Source organism: Candidatus Accumulibacter meliphilus, from assembly GCF_036625345.1.
GTDB classification, from domain to species: Bacteria; Pseudomonadota; Gammaproteobacteria; order Burkholderiales; family Rhodocyclaceae; genus Accumulibacter; species Accumulibacter meliphilus.
Genome location: NZ_JAZKTZ010000006.1, coordinates 162,140 through 174,801, shown reverse-complemented (window position 1 = coordinate 174,801; position 12,662 = coordinate 162,140). Strand labels below are relative to the sequence as shown.

At 61.2% G+C, this 12,662-nt stretch carries 13 protein-coding genes and 1 pseudogene; 13 read left to right on the top strand and 1 reads right to left on the bottom strand.

The window, feature by feature from the left end; all coding sequences use genetic code 11:
- Positions 1-139: 139 nt before the first annotated feature.
- The 9 genes and pseudogenes from V5B40_RS13845 to V5B40_RS13805 all read left to right on the top strand — a co-directional run bounded on the left by V5B40_RS13845 (position 140) and on the right by V5B40_RS13805 (position 7,990).
- Entirely contained in the window at positions 140-931 is a 792-nt protein-coding gene (locus V5B40_RS13845; protein ID WP_332355048.1) for an ABC transporter substrate-binding protein, read from the top strand.
- Positions 932-1,025: 94 nt separating this feature from the next.
- On the top strand, positions 1,026-1,718 hold the full coding sequence (locus V5B40_RS13840; RefSeq protein ID WP_332355047.1) for an ABC transporter permease: 693 nt from the start codon (positions 1,026-1,028) through the stop codon (positions 1,716-1,718).
- Between the two features lie 12 nt (positions 1,719-1,730).
- Positions 1,731-2,465 carry an ABC transporter permease gene (locus V5B40_RS13835; RefSeq protein WP_332355046.1) on the top strand — a complete coding sequence of 245 codons (735 nt, stop codon included), beginning with the start codon at positions 1,731-1,733 and terminating at the stop codon, positions 2,463-2,465.
- 14 nt (positions 2,466-2,479) lie between these two features.
- Positions 2,480-3,261: pseudogene (locus V5B40_RS13830) on the top strand (ABC transporter ATP-binding protein).
- 268 nt (positions 3,262-3,529) lie between these two features.
- On the top strand, positions 3,530-4,096 hold the full coding sequence (locus tag V5B40_RS13825) for a hypothetical protein (protein ID WP_332355045.1): 567 nt from the start codon (positions 3,530-3,532) through the stop codon (positions 4,094-4,096).
- 19 nt (positions 4,097-4,115) lie between these two features.
- On the top strand, positions 4,116-5,876 hold the full coding sequence (locus tag V5B40_RS13820) for a DUF389 domain-containing protein (RefSeq protein WP_332355044.1): 1,761 nt from the start codon (positions 4,116-4,118) through the stop codon (positions 5,874-5,876).
- 360 nt (positions 5,877-6,236) lie between these two features.
- A complete protein-coding gene (gene msrB / locus V5B40_RS13815; protein ID WP_332355043.1) occupies positions 6,237-6,683 on the top strand; it encodes a peptide-methionine (R)-S-oxide reductase MsrB in 447 nt (148 codons plus the stop codon).
- On the top strand, positions 6,683-7,183 hold the full coding sequence (gene msrA / locus V5B40_RS13810) for a peptide-methionine (S)-S-oxide reductase MsrA (RefSeq protein WP_332355042.1): 501 nt from the start codon (positions 6,683-6,685) through the stop codon (positions 7,181-7,183). Before msrB ends, msrA begins: the two co-directional genes overlap by 1 nt.
- A 399-nt stretch (positions 7,184-7,582) precedes the next feature.
- On the top strand, positions 7,583-7,990 hold the full coding sequence (locus V5B40_RS13805) for an SH3 domain-containing protein (RefSeq protein ID WP_332355041.1): 408 nt from the start codon (positions 7,583-7,585) through the stop codon (positions 7,988-7,990).
- A gap of 57 nt (positions 7,991-8,047) precedes the next feature.
- Here V5B40_RS13805 and V5B40_RS13800 read toward each other — a convergent pair whose 3' ends face one another.
- Positions 8,048-8,965 carry a LysR family transcriptional regulator ArgP gene (locus tag V5B40_RS13800; protein ID WP_332355040.1) on the bottom strand — a complete coding sequence of 306 codons (918 nt, stop codon included), beginning with the start codon at positions 8,963-8,965 and terminating at the stop codon, positions 8,048-8,050.
- Between the two features lie 95 nt (positions 8,966-9,060).
- Here V5B40_RS13800 and V5B40_RS13795 point away from each other — a divergent pair, with 95 nt between their 5' ends.
- The 4 genes from V5B40_RS13795 to V5B40_RS13780 all read left to right on the top strand — a co-directional run bounded on the left by V5B40_RS13795 (position 9,061) and on the right by V5B40_RS13780 (position 12,611).
- Entirely contained in the window at positions 9,061-9,660 is a 600-nt protein-coding gene (locus V5B40_RS13795; RefSeq protein WP_332355039.1) for a LysE/ArgO family amino acid transporter, read from the top strand.
- A 158-nt stretch (positions 9,661-9,818) separates the two neighbouring features.
- Complete coding sequence (lexA, locus tag V5B40_RS13790; RefSeq protein WP_332355038.1) at positions 9,819-10,430, top strand: transcriptional repressor LexA; 612 nt, start codon at positions 9,819-9,821, stop codon at positions 10,428-10,430.
- A gap of 56 nt (positions 10,431-10,486) precedes the next feature.
- Positions 10,487-11,194, top strand: coding sequence for a translesion DNA synthesis-associated protein ImuA (gene imuA, locus V5B40_RS13785; RefSeq protein ID WP_332355037.1), 708 nt, complete (start codon positions 10,487-10,489; stop codon positions 11,192-11,194).
- Positions 11,127-12,611 carry a Y-family DNA polymerase gene (locus tag V5B40_RS13780; RefSeq protein ID WP_332355036.1) on the top strand — a complete coding sequence of 495 codons (1,485 nt, stop codon included), beginning with the start codon at positions 11,127-11,129 and terminating at the stop codon, positions 12,609-12,611. Before imuA ends, V5B40_RS13780 begins: the two co-directional genes overlap by 68 nt.
- Positions 12,612-12,662: the final 51 nt, after the last annotated feature.

The following is a 12,662-nucleotide window of genomic DNA, read 5'->3' as shown; positions in this document are numbered from 1 at the left end:
AGGCGCGATCATGTCGCCCCGCTTGCAGCAGAAGCGGGTTCCGGCCGATCACCTCCGGCGCCACGTAGCCGGTGATCTCGCAGAACGCCGCGTTGACGCGGATGATTGCGCCCGTCAGCAACTTTGGAGGAGTAAAAGAATGAAAAAAGCCCTGCTGCTGTCAGCGCTCCTGGCGCTCTCGTCGGTCGGTGTTTCGGCCAAGGAGTGGAAGGAAATTCGCATGGCTTCCGAAGGCGCCTACCCGCCGTTCAATGAAGTGTCTGCCGATGGCGCCTTGAAGGGTTTCGACATTGATATCGGCAACGCCTTGTGCGCCGAGATGAAGGCCAAATGCACCTGGGTGAAGCAGGAATGGGACGGCATGATCCCCGCCCTGATGGCGCGCAAGTTCGACGCCATCGTCGCCTCGATGTCGATCACCGCGGAAAGAAAAGCCAAGGTCGACTTCACCCACAAGTACTACGCCTCGCCGGTTGTCCTGATTGCCAAGGATGGCTCACCGCTGCGACCGGATCTGGCCTCCCTGCAGGGCAAGAAGATTGCTGTTCAGCGCGGCACTGTTTCCGACAACTTCGCCACCAAGTATTGGGATGGCAAGGGTGTGGAAGTGGTTCGCTACGGCAAGCAGGATGAAGCCTACCTGGACCTGAAATCGGGCCGCGTCGATGCCAGCTTTGTCGACTACTGGGAAGCCTACGGTGGTTTCCTGTCCCAGCCTGAGGGTTCTGGCTACGCGGTTGCTGGTGATCAGTATTTCGGCAAGAACGCCGAAGAGCGCGCGGTCATCGGTGAAGGGATCGGCATCGCGATCCGCAAGAAGGACAAGGAACTCAAGGAGCAGCTCAACAAGGCGCTGGATGCGGTACGTGCCAATGGCAGCTATGACGAGATCCGCAAGAAGTACTTCCCGATGGATATCTACGGCCAGTGATGTTTCGCTGTGAAGCGCCGGCCGCCAACGCGGCGGGCGCTACCTGTTGCTGCCGCGGCACTGGCAGACGCGCAACCTGAGGAAGCACCCGCCCATGGATGCCCTGATCGAATACTCTCCGAGCTTGCTGGCCGGCGCCTGGGTCACTCTCCAGGTGGCTGTCCTGTCGCTGCTGCTTGCGGTCAGCACCGGCCTGTTCGGCGCCGCCTGCAAGCTGTCGAAGATCGCGCCACTGCGCTGGTGGACGGCGTTGTATACCACGATCCTCCGCGGCGTCCCCGATCTGGTGATGATGCTCCTGGTGTTTTACGGCGGTCAGGTATTGCTCAATCAAATCAGTGACTATTTTGAATGGCACATGATCGAGCTGAATGCCTTTGCTGCCGGCGTGTTGACCATCGGATTGATTTTTGGCGCCTATTTCACCGAGACTTTTCGCGGCGCCTTTCAAGCCGTCCCGGTGGGCCAGATGGAAGCCGGCCGGGCTTACGGGATGAGCGGCTGGCAGGTTTTCCGGCGCATCCTTTTTCCGCAAATGCTGCGTTACGCGCTGCCGGGCATGGGCAATAACTGGCTGGTCCTGCTCAAGAGCACCGCCATCGTCTCCATGATCGGCCTGTCCGATATGACCTGGCTGGCCGATCAGGCCGGCCGCACGACGCACCAGCCTTTCGCCTTCTATCTCGCCGTCTGCGTGCTGTACCTGACGATGACCAGCGTATCGAACGCGCTGCTGCAACGGCTGGAGCGTCGCTACAACGTCGGCGTCCGGGAAGCGAACGTTTAGGAGGAGCGACGCATGGAATGGTTTGATCTGACCGTGGTTACCGGCAGCTTGCCCGAATTCTGGCGCGGGCTGTGGATGACTCTGCATCTGACGGCCATCGCCCTCGTCGTCGGTTTCGGCTTTGCCGTGCCGCTGTCGATCGCTCGCCTGTCGAAGAACCCCTGGGTGAGTGCTCCGGTGCGCGCCTACACCTACTTCTTCCGCGGCACGCCGATGCTCGTCCAGTTGCTGCTGATCTACTACGGCGTTGGGCAGAGCGAATGGATGCAAGGAATGTGGGAGGCCGGTAACCCGTTCTGGCTGCTGTTTCGCGACGCCTATTTCTGCGCCCTGTTGGCTTTCACCCTGAATACCTGCGCTTACCAGCTCGAAATGTTTGCCGGCGCGATCCGCAACACGCCGCACGGCGAAGTCGAGGCAGCCACGGCAATGGGCATGACGCGCAGCACGGCACTGCGCCGAATCATTCTGCCGTCGGCCTTGCGTCGGGCGCTGCCGCCGCTTAGCAATGAAGTGATTCTGATGCTGCAAGGCTCCGCAATAGCCAGCGCGGTGACGCTGGTCGACTTGACCGGTGCGGCACGCAACGTCTATTCACGCCATTACGCACCTTTTGAAGCCTTCATTTTTGCCGGACTGCTCTACCTTGCCGTGACCTTCGTCCTGGTTGGGTTGTTCCGAGTCGCTGAAAACCGGTGGCTGGCCCATCTGCAGCCGCGCCGCAGCGCCAGCCTTCAAAAAGACTGATCGGAAAGACTGTCATGACCCACAAGGCGAGCAAAGAACTCCTCCGTGTCGAGAACCTGCACAAGCAGTACGGCGACAAAGAAGTACTCAAAGGCGTGTCGCTCACCGCCAATGCCGGTGACGTGATCAGCATCATCGGTTCGTCGGGTTCCGGCAAGAGCACCTGGCTACGCTGCATCAATTTCCTTGAGCAGCCAACTTCCGGACGGATCATTGTCGCTGGTGAGGAGGTAAAGCTGCTTCCTGGCCACAAAATGAACTCAAGCTTGCCGACCCGAAGCAACTGCAGAGAATCCGCACCCGTCTGTCGATGGTCTTCCAGCATTTCAATCTATGGGCTCACATGACGGTCTTGGAAAACATCATCGAAGCCCCGATCCATGTGCTTGGCCTGCCAAAAAAAGAGGCCATGGAACGTGCCGAGCGTTATCTCGAACGCGTCGGCGTCTGGGAATTTCGCGACACTTACCCGGCGCACATGTCCGGCGGCCAGCAACAGCGGGTGGCGATTGCGCGTGCCCTGGCGATGGAACCCGAGGCGCTATTGTTTGATGAACCCACCTCCGCCCTTGATCCGGAACTGGTTGGTGACGTCCTCAAAGTGATGCGCTCGATTGCCGAAGAGGGACGCACGATGCTCGTCGTCACCCACGAAATGGGCTTCGCGCGCGAAGTCGCGAACCACGTGATCTTTGTTCATCAGGGGCGGGTTGAGGAAGAAGGCAACCCCCAGGAAGTGTTGAGCAAGCCAAACAGCGAACGTCTGCAGCAATTCCTGTCGGGCAACCTCAAGTAAGGCGATTTCCTAAGGTCACCTTGACGCCCCCTGCGGCTTTAAAGCCTCGTGAAAGCCTCGTCGAGAACGCCGAGAACTTAGTGCAGCAGTCGCCTATCCTGGTGCCTCAGGCGCAATTTCAGGGCTTGTACAGAACCGTCCGAGCGGCCAGCAATTGCCCTCTTGCGGCTTCTCGCGAAGCGCGGCATTATGCTGCCGGCGCGACGCTTCTGCTATCCGTTGACGCCTCGAAGTATCGCCGATAGCGTGGTTTCTTGGGGTTCCTGGAATGATCGACAACTCAAAACGCCTCCTTTCCCTACTCTTCTCTACTCTGCTCGTCGCGGCATTGGGCGCGTGTTCGACGGTCACGAAGTACCTCCCGGATAGGGGCGCGGGTGCTCCCGAGAGAAGCGGCTCGGGGGCCAGGGAAGAGGGCGGCGTCTATTACACCGGTTCGTCCAGTCTGCCACTGCACAAGAGCATCGGCGGTGCCATCATTACGCAGCTGCCACAGTACACGAAGCTCTACCGCGACCAACTCGATAGAGGCTTTGCGCACGTGCGTGTCGAGTCGACAGGCGAAACTGGTTGGGTAGAAAACGCGAAGCTTCTCTGGCGTCTGCCGACGCAAAACTCGTCGCCAGCGGCCCACGAAGCCGCGAGCAAGCCGGTGGTGGAGCCAAGCTCGCCGCAAGCGCTCGAAGCAGCCGCGTCGCCGTCGCCGGAAGCGGTCGATCCGCCAGCGTCGCCATCACCGCAAGCAGTCGAAGCGCCGCCGTCACCAGCGGCCGTGGCGCCATCGAGCACACCTTCGACGGGTACTCTCGCGCCGTCGATTTTCAATCCCTACTAAGTTACCGACGCCCATCGTCATGAATAGCAATGGCGCTGCAGCAGCCCACGTCAGCCCTGATTTGAGCGCGGAGCGGAGCAATCTCGATGTGCCGCTGCTTGCCTTGTGGTCCGTATCGCCGGAACGCAAGGCGCGGGTGATCGACGATACGACGAGCGGCTCCATACCGAGCCCGCTTTACTATGTGCTGCTGCTGGCGTCGGGGGGCATCGCTGCCTTCGGCCTGTTGGCCAACAGTGCGGCCGTGGTCATCGGCGCCATGCTCGTCTCGCCACTGATGGCGCCGATTTTCGGCATTGCCCTGGCGCTGTCCCGCGGCGATTTGCATTTGTTGCGAAATGCGCTGGTCGCCGAGTTCGGCGGCGTACTGCTGATCATCGCCTTTGCCTTGCTCCTGGGTCTGTTGCCGTTTGCCCTGGAAGTGACGCCGGAAATGCTGGCGCGCACCAAGCCATCGCTGCTCGATGTCTTCGTGGCGGCCCTGGCTGGTCTCGCCGGTGGCTTGGCCATGGTTGATGAGCGCACCAGTCCGGCGCTGCCAGGAGTGGCAATTGCTACCTCGCTGACGCCGCCACTCGCCACCTCCGGTCTGTCCTTGGCCTTCGGAGCTTTCGATGGCGCCTGGGGAGCCTTCCTGCTGTTCTTTGCCAACTTCCTGACGATACTGGCTGTCTCGGCGGCCATTTTCATTCTGGCTGGATTCGTCACCCGCGCCGAGATAGGCACGCGAACCGACTTACTGAAGCGCTTTTCCGCTACCGGCATTGGCCTGCTCGCCGTCGCCACCATCCTCACCCGTCAACTCATCGTCACCATCGACGACTGGCGCCTCAACCAGGCCATCGTCACCACCATCGAGCACGCCATTGCGGATAATCCCGGCGCCCGGCTGGCGAGAGTCATCTATGATCAGGACGCGAACGGCTCGGTCAATGTGCTGGCGACGGTCACTACCCCGCGGTCATTCACCCCGCAGAAGGTCGAGGCCATACAGCATGCCATTGCCGATAGCGTCAATCGCCCGATCAGCCTGTTCGTCAGGTGTGCCATCACCCAAGACGTGGCGGCAGCGGGTTCGGCGAATCTCCTGCCGACCGTCAATCTCAATGGCGACTTCATTGCCGCCAGCGTGACGCCTGCTGTCCGGCTGACGGAAGCTGCCGAGCAGACTCTCCGGGAATTGGTGAGCCGCCGGCAAAACTTCGAGTTGCTGGATGTGCAACTTGTCCATTTGCCGATCGGTCCGGTGATCGTTGCGACCGTTTCCGGTGCGCGTCCGCCGGTTCCCTCGCAGGTCAAGCTTGCCCAGGAACGAATTCGCAAGCGGGCTGGCGATGAGACCGCCACCTTGCTGGTGCGCGCTACAACCACCAGCGATGTCACCGCCAAGGGGCGTGTGCTGCTCGGTGACGCACAGTTCTCGCCGATGACTGCAGCCGACCGGGCGCTCCAGGAAAAAGTTGAAGCCCGTGGGAAGACTGCGCTGGAGCAGGTCCAGAATACTTTTGTCGACAGTATTGATGCGGCGAAGCATGGCAACAAATGGGAGGTGCGAGCGGAAGTGGTCAGCGCCAGGGTCCTCCAGCCGGCCGATGTGGGCAGGGTGGCGAAGGAGCTTACCGCGCTTGCCGGTGCTGCCGTCACGCTTTCCGTGCTGACGCCGAACGGCCTGATTATCGAAGCCAAGGGTTTCACCACGGTACAACGCTCGGTCGAGGAGGCGCTCGCCCGCGAGCTTGCCGCCCGGGATTTGAGCGAACGAGGCGATCAGTCGAAGTAGCACAGCGAGCTAACGGCCATGACACGTGGAGACACCCCAAGTCATGGAAGTCATGACCGTTTCCCTCTTCCCCTGACCCTTCTCCCGCGAGGGGAGACGGGAGTTTCGTGAGTCGCGTGCGCGACTTTCACATTAGCCAGACCTCGCCGCGAAGGCCTCTACCCGGGTATTCCCGGCGGCGGATGAGTTGTCGCTAGAAATGCTTACGGCCTGTTCCTTGGGCCGGCGGGCCGACTACCTCGCCAACCCTGCGCAGAAGTGAACGCTGCACGATGAGTCTGCGCAAGCCCTCTGAGCTTGAAACTTGGGGAACCAAGTGTGGGCATGAAACCCTCATAGCAGTCTTTCGAGGAGAAGCGAATGAAATCTTACGAAAAGTCCGACGCCGCGATTGCCGCCCTGACTCCGGAACAGTTTCGCGTCACTCAGCAGAGCGGCACGGAGAAAGCAGGAACGGGCGAGTATCTTCACAATCCCGAGCCAGGCATCTACGTGGATATCGTATCGGGCGAACCACTGTTCGCGTCGTCAGAGATGTTTGAGTCAGGTTGCGGCTGGCCCAGCTTTGCCCGACCCATCGAGCCCGCGCATATCAATGAGCTGAGGGATGCCAGCCATGGCATGCTGCGCACCGAAGTCCGCTCCGTTCATGGCGACAGCCACCTGGGGCACGTGTTTCCGGACGGCCCCAGGGATCGTGGTGGTCTGCGCTACTGCATAAACTCTGCTTCGCTGCGCTTCATCCATCGCCATGACATGGAAGCTGCGGGCTATGGCGAGTACCTTGATCAAGTGGAGGACAAGTAATGGCCAAGGAACGCGCTGTTCTGGCGGGTGGCTGTTTTTGGGGTATGCAAGACCTGATTCGTAAGTTGCCGGGGGTTGCGGCCACCCGGGTGGGTTATACCGGCGGCGATGTCCCCAACGCCACTTACCGTAAGCACGGCACGCATGCAGAAGGCATCGAGATTCTGTTCGATCCGGAGCGGATTTCGTATCGCCGCATTCTGGAAGTTTTTTTCCAGATACACGATCCCACAACCAGAAACCGCCAAGGTAATGACCGAGGTTCATCCTATCGCTCGGCAATTTACTATGTTGACGAGGCGCAGAAGCAAGTCGCCCTTGACACCATCGCCGACGTAAACGCCTCGGGCCTGTGGCCGGGCAAGGTGGTCACGGAACTCGAAGCGGTCGGTGATTTCTGGCAGGCAGAGCCCGATCATCAGGATTATCTTGAGCACTTTCCCAACGGCTACACCTGCCACTACCCGCGTGCGAACTGGGTGCTGCCAGCGCGCACCTGAGTGAGCTGTGCCAGGGCTTCGCGATTGACGTCGCTTGCTGGGTGCTCATATACTGTCCTCGCTAGCGCTGAGTTTCCTGTCCTTCATGCGCGATAAATGCTCCGCAACGTCCCCGGACCTGCCGCCGGATCTGACAGGTGCAGGCGCGTCATGCGGCTTTGGCGCCACGCAGCAGGGCGACGACAATCGCCTATTCGCGCCTATTCACGCCTAATTCGGCTTGTCTTGATCGTGAGATCATTCGACAAACCTTGCGACCCTTTCCGTCAGTAGGTGCTTCTTCCTGCTGCGCGCCGGGTCCGCGTCCGACTGCCACGACAGTCGCCACAACACAGGAGGTCTTACTGCATGGTTTTGAAGCGCGCTGCGATACGTTTCTTCTCGATAGCCTGCTTTTGCATGGCACTTATTCAGTCACCTGCGCTGGCTCGCGACATGGTCAGCATCAAGGGTTCGATCGTGAACATGCGCTCGGGGCCCAGCACTCGATCCGATGTCATGTGGGAACTCAAGCGTGGATACCCGTTGCAGGTGCTCAAGCGCAAGGGCAGCTGGCTGCAGGTACAGGACTTCGAAAACGACAAGGGATGGGTGGCAAAGTCCCTCACCAACCGCAAGCCACACTATATCGTCAAGGCGTCGGTGGCCAATATGCGCAGCGGCCCGGGCACCGGTTATCGCATCGTCGGCAAGTCCGAACGTTACGATCTGCTGCGCACCCGTGGCGCCAAGAGCGATTGGGTGCAGGTCGAACGCTCCGATGGCGTCAAGGGCTGGGTGGCGAAACGCCTTTTGTGGGGTTGGTAAGGCCCGGCCCACAGCGCAGGCTGCCGGCGAACCAAGCGGCCGCCTTTGGGCCGCACACTAGCTGGCTGGTGTCTGGCGTAGCGCCTTTCCTGCCGCTTTATGCACCAGTCGGCTTAGAGACTCTAGCGCCGACGAAGTAATCCGCCAGCGATGCCAGAACAGTGGAACGTCCAGGCAACGCGGCGCAGCGAGCTCGATCAGTTGCCCCGCTTGCAGCTGCGCCTCGGCCAGTTGTTCCGGGATCATTCCCCAGGTCATGCCGCGCAATACCGCTTCGCCAAAAGATCGGGTGGTCGGTAGGTAGTGCGTCGGCGGCTTGATGACGGCATCGGTCAGTTGCGCCAGAAAAGCCTGTTGCAGGGCATCCTTCTTGTTGAACATCAACATCGGTGCAGCGTTCAGCGATTCGGCATTGACTCCCGCGGAGAAGTGCCGCTCGACATATGACGGCGAGGCCAGGGCCAGATAGCGCATCACGCCGAGCGCTTCGACCCGGCAGCCCTGAATCGCTTTGGCATTGGCACTGACGCCAGCCATCACCGCGCCTTCGCGCAGCAAGAGCAGCGAGTGATCCTGATCTTCGACCCGGAGATCCAGCGTAATGGCCGTGCTGGCGGCCAGATCATCGAACACCTCCAGGAACCAGCTATCGAGAGAATCGGCGTTGATCACCATCGGGATGCGCACGCTGGATGGGGCTCCAGCAGCGTCGACATCAAGCACGCCCAGTGCCGAGAGCGCCTCCGATTCCAGCAGGGCGAGTTCTTCCGCGTAGCGTAGCAGGGGGCGGCCGGCGGCCGTCGCCTGGCAGGGCGTGGAGCGCTGGATCAGTACCTGCCCCATGCGCTCCTCCAGCAACTTGATCCGCTGACTGATTGCCGATGGGGTTACGTTCAACTTCCGTGCAGCCAAGTCGAAACTGCCTTCGCGGAGAGTTTCGGCGAAGGCCGCCAATTGCGCGTTGTCGATTTTCATAAGTTAGCAAATCTAATGAATGGTTAATAAGTTTAACTGTATTTGCTTCGTGGCGCGCCATAAGCTGATGCCTTGGCCAACTTCACTGACAAATCATGCCCGCTGACCTGATTGCCGGATTCCTGTCCGGTGCCGTCCTCATCGTCGCCATTGGTGCCCAGAACTCCTACCTGCTTCGCCAAGCTATCCGACGCGAACACGTCCTGCCACTGGTGCTTGTCTGCGCCAGCGCCGACGCCCTGCTGATCGTGGCCGGCATTGCGGGATTGGGGGCGGTGATCGAAAGCCAGCCAGCGTTTCTCAGCCTCGCTCGCTACGGCGGTGCGGCATTCCTGCTCGTTTACGGACTGCTGTCGGCGCGGCGTGCCTGCAAACCGGAACAACTGATCCTCGACGCCGGGAGCCGCTTACCGCTTGGCGTTGCCATGGTCACCTGTCTCGGCTTTACCTTTCTGAATCCGCATGTCTATCTGGATACGGTGATCCTTCTCGGCTCGCTGGCCAGCCAGAGAGAAGAAGGACGCTGGAGTTTTGGCGCGGGAGCTGTTGGTGCGAGCTTTGTTTGGTTCTTTGCGCTCGGTTACGGGGCGCGTTTTCTGGCCCCGCTGTTCGCCAAACCCCTCTCCTGGCGCATCCTCGACTCAATGATCAGCATGACGATGCTTGGGCTCGGGAGTCTGTTGATTCTGGAGTAGCCGCCTGGGAATGCTTGGTGGAGCCTTGCTTCCGCTTGGCTTCAGGTGCGCCAGAGCCCGGGCAAGCGCTTGGCGGGAATTTCCCTGGCGAATTTTGGGCTTGCCTTTTGGTCGGAAGCTGTATAAAAATACAGTCCTGACGACAGGAGCTCACGATCATGACCAGAGGTGCATCGCTTACCCCGCGACAACAGGAAATTCTCGACTTCATCCGTAACACGCTGGAGATTCTTGGCGCGCCCCCGACCCGGGCCGAAATCGCCAGCGCCTTCGGATTCGCCTCGCACAATGCCGCTGAGGAGCACCTCAAGGCGCTTGCCAAGAAAGGCATCATCGTTCTCGAACCAGGTTCGGCACGCGGCATCCGCCTGGTCGAACAACTCGGTTTGCCGCTGATCGGCAGCGTTGCTGCCGGTAGCCCGATTCTGGCGGTGGAAAACGTACAGCGCCGTTATACGGTCGATCCCAGCCTGTTCAAGCCGCGTGCCGACTTTCTCTTGCGCGTGCGCGGCCTGTCGATGATCAATGCCGGCATTCTGGACGGGGATCTGCTCGCCGTGCACCGCAGCAGCGAAGCGCGCAACGGCCAGATTGTCGTTGCTCGGCTCGATGATGAGGTGACGGTGAAGCGCCTTCGCCAGCAAGGAGGGACAATCGAGCTGATCGCCGAAAACCCCGATTTCGAACCGATCGTCGTCGATTCGGAAGCGCAAACACTGGCTATCGAAGGCATCGCTGTCGGCGTGATCCGCGGCAGCGAGACGATGTGAGGGCCGCTTGGCCTCTCCAACTTTTCAGCCTTTCCATACTTCCAGCCTGCCATGCCATGTCTTCATCGCTGACGCTTGCGCAAGTTCTTGATCGCCCCGATGTCTGGCGCGGCGATACGCTGGCCAGAACACCCTTGCCCGGTGTGCCGACGGGCTTTGCCGAACTTGACCGTGAGCTGCCCGGCGGCGGCTGGCCGCGTGGCGGTTTGACCGAAATCCTGCCCTTGCGTCTGGGCATTGGCGAACTGAGTCTGCTACTGCCAGCGCTGGCGCGACTGTCGAGCGACGAACTTGCCTGGCTCGTTTGTGTGGCCTCGCCGCATCCGCTGCATGCGCCAGCACTGCATGAATCCGGTATTGATTTGTCGCGTCTGCTGGTGGCCAGCGCCCCCGGTCGGGATAGCGCCTGGGTCTGCGAGCGCTCACTCGCGACCGATGGTGTTGGCGCAGTGGTCGCCTGGCTACCGGAAGTCCAGAGCAGCACCCTGCGTCGGCTGCAGCTTGCTGCCGAGAGCAGTCGCACTCTACTGTTCGTGTTTCGTCCGGCAGCCTGTGCCAGCCAATCCTCGCCGGCGCCGCTGCGGCTGGCGCTCGAAGGCGAGGGGGAGAAACTGATCGTTCGTGTCCTCAAGCGCCGTGGCGGCGCGCAGCCAGCGCCCCTGCCGATTAGCATTCAACGCCCGCTGCGCCGGCATCATGCTCTGGCTTGCCCTGTACCTCTCACGCCTGCCGCTCGAAGTCTTTCCCAGCCTGCCGTCGCCTAAAGCCATCGTCGGCCGTGAACGTATTGTCGTCGCCGACCAGGCGGCGGCTTTGGCTGGCGTGTTGCCGGGGCTGCGCTTGGCCGAGGCGTGGGCTTTTTTGCCCGCTCTGGCCGTGCAGCAACGTGACTTCGCGCGTGAGCAGCAAGCCTTGAGCCGGCTCGCCTGCTGGGCAGGTGGCTTCACCTCGGAAATCTGTTGCCTGCCCCCCCAGACACTGCTGCTGGAAGTGGCCGGATCCTTGCGTCTTTTCGGCGGCGCCACGGCGCTCTTCGAAGGCCTTGTCAGCGGCTGCCTCGAGCAGGGCTTTGCTCCGCAAGCGGCGCTGGCGCCGACACCGCTCGCTGCGCAGTGGCTGGCGCTTGCCGGTGACCATGAGCCCTGTCTCGACATCGGCGAATTGCCGCTGCGCCTTGGCAGACTGCCGCTGGCGGCTCTCGACTTCTCGCCGCAAAACCAGGCTCGCCTCGGCAGTTTTGGTGCGCGTCTGCTCGCTGAGGTGCTGGCTCTGCCGCGCGCAGGCCTGGCACGCCGACTCGGTGCTGGTTTTGTCGCTGATCTGGCGCGTGCGCTCGGCGATTTGCCGGATCCGCGGACGCGCTTTGTTTTTCCGGAGCGTTTTGTCGAGCGACTGGAACTGCCGACGCGGGCAGATAATGCGCTTGCTCTCGGTTTTGCCGGGGGTCGCCTGATCGCCTGCTTATGTGGCTGGCTTGCGGCACGTGCTGAGGGGGTCAGTGAATGCCATTTCGAGTTTGCGCACGAACGTTCTGCGAGGCAGCGATCGAGCACTGTTCTGAGCCTTCGCTTCAGCACGGCCACGCGCGACCGCGAACGCATCTCCCGGCTACTTCTCGAGCGCCTGCAACGACTCCAACTGCCCGCCGCTGTCGAGTCGATCAGCTTGCGAGCCGAGGCGCCGGAGGCGCTGCCAGGACGTACGAACAGCCTGTTCGGCGAGCGCGGCGAGGGCGCTGGCGGTGATTCGCTGGCCGCTTTGGTCGAGCGCCTGCAGGCACGTCTTGGCAACGGTAGCGTGCATGCGCTTGCGGCGCTGGCCGAGCACCGCCCGGAAAACGCGTCGCGACCAGTCAAGCCTGTTCTGCCGGGCGGAGAGAAAACAGCAGCGAAGTTGTTGGCTGCTCCAGATCTATCGGAGAAAGCGCCTGGCCCCCGTCCCTTATGGCTTCTGGCCAGGCCGCTGGCCTTGCGCGAAATGGCCGGTCGGCCGCAGAGTGGAGGCTCCTTGCGCCTGCTTGCCGGGCCGGAGCGCATCGAAAGTGGCTGGTGGGATGCAGGCGAGCCGGCGGCGCTTGGCGATGTGCGTCGCGACTACTTCGTTGCCATTTCGATGCGAAACGAATGGCTATGGATTTTTCGTTGCCGGGCAGGGTGGTTTCTGCACGGCGTGTTTGCCTGAAAGGGCGCGATTTAACTGGTGCTTTTCGATCACCCTTTTTATACTGTGATT

What these genes read in the sequence shown, in the direction of transcription:
- V5B40_RS13845 (WP_332355048.1), top strand. Translation starts at nt 140, where the DNA reads ATGAAAAAAGCCCTGCTGCTGTCAGCGCTCCTGGCGCTCTCGTCGGTC.
- V5B40_RS13840 (WP_332355047.1), top strand. Translation starts at nt 1,026, where the DNA reads ATGGATGCCCTGATCGAATACTCTCCGAGCTTGCTGGCCGGCGCCTGG.
- V5B40_RS13835 (WP_332355046.1), top strand. Translation starts at nt 1,731, where the DNA reads ATGGAATGGTTTGATCTGACCGTGGTTACCGGCAGCTTGCCCGAATTC.
- V5B40_RS13825 (WP_332355045.1), top strand. Translation starts at nt 3,530, where the DNA reads ATGATCGACAACTCAAAACGCCTCCTTTCCCTACTCTTCTCTACTCTG.
- V5B40_RS13820 (WP_332355044.1), top strand. Translation starts at nt 4,116, where the DNA reads ATGAATAGCAATGGCGCTGCAGCAGCCCACGTCAGCCCTGATTTGAGC.
- msrB (WP_332355043.1), top strand. Translation starts at nt 6,237, where the DNA reads ATGAAATCTTACGAAAAGTCCGACGCCGCGATTGCCGCCCTGACTCCG.
- msrA (WP_332355042.1), top strand. Translation starts at nt 6,683, where the DNA reads ATGGCCAAGGAACGCGCTGTTCTGGCGGGTGGCTGTTTTTGGGGTATG.
- V5B40_RS13805 (WP_332355041.1), top strand. Translation starts at nt 7,583, where the DNA reads ATGGCACTTATTCAGTCACCTGCGCTGGCTCGCGACATGGTCAGCATC.
- V5B40_RS13800 (WP_332355040.1), bottom strand. Translation starts at nt 8,965, where the DNA reads ATGAAAATCGACAACGCGCAATTGGCGGCCTTCGCCGAAACTCTCCGC.
- V5B40_RS13795 (WP_332355039.1), top strand. Translation starts at nt 9,061, where the DNA reads ATGCCCGCTGACCTGATTGCCGGATTCCTGTCCGGTGCCGTCCTCATC.
- lexA (WP_332355038.1), top strand. Translation starts at nt 9,819, where the DNA reads ATGACCAGAGGTGCATCGCTTACCCCGCGACAACAGGAAATTCTCGAC.
- imuA (WP_332355037.1), top strand. Translation starts at nt 10,487, where the DNA reads ATGTCTTCATCGCTGACGCTTGCGCAAGTTCTTGATCGCCCCGATGTC.
- V5B40_RS13780 (WP_332355036.1), top strand. Translation starts at nt 11,127, where the DNA reads ATGCTCTGGCTTGCCCTGTACCTCTCACGCCTGCCGCTCGAAGTCTTT.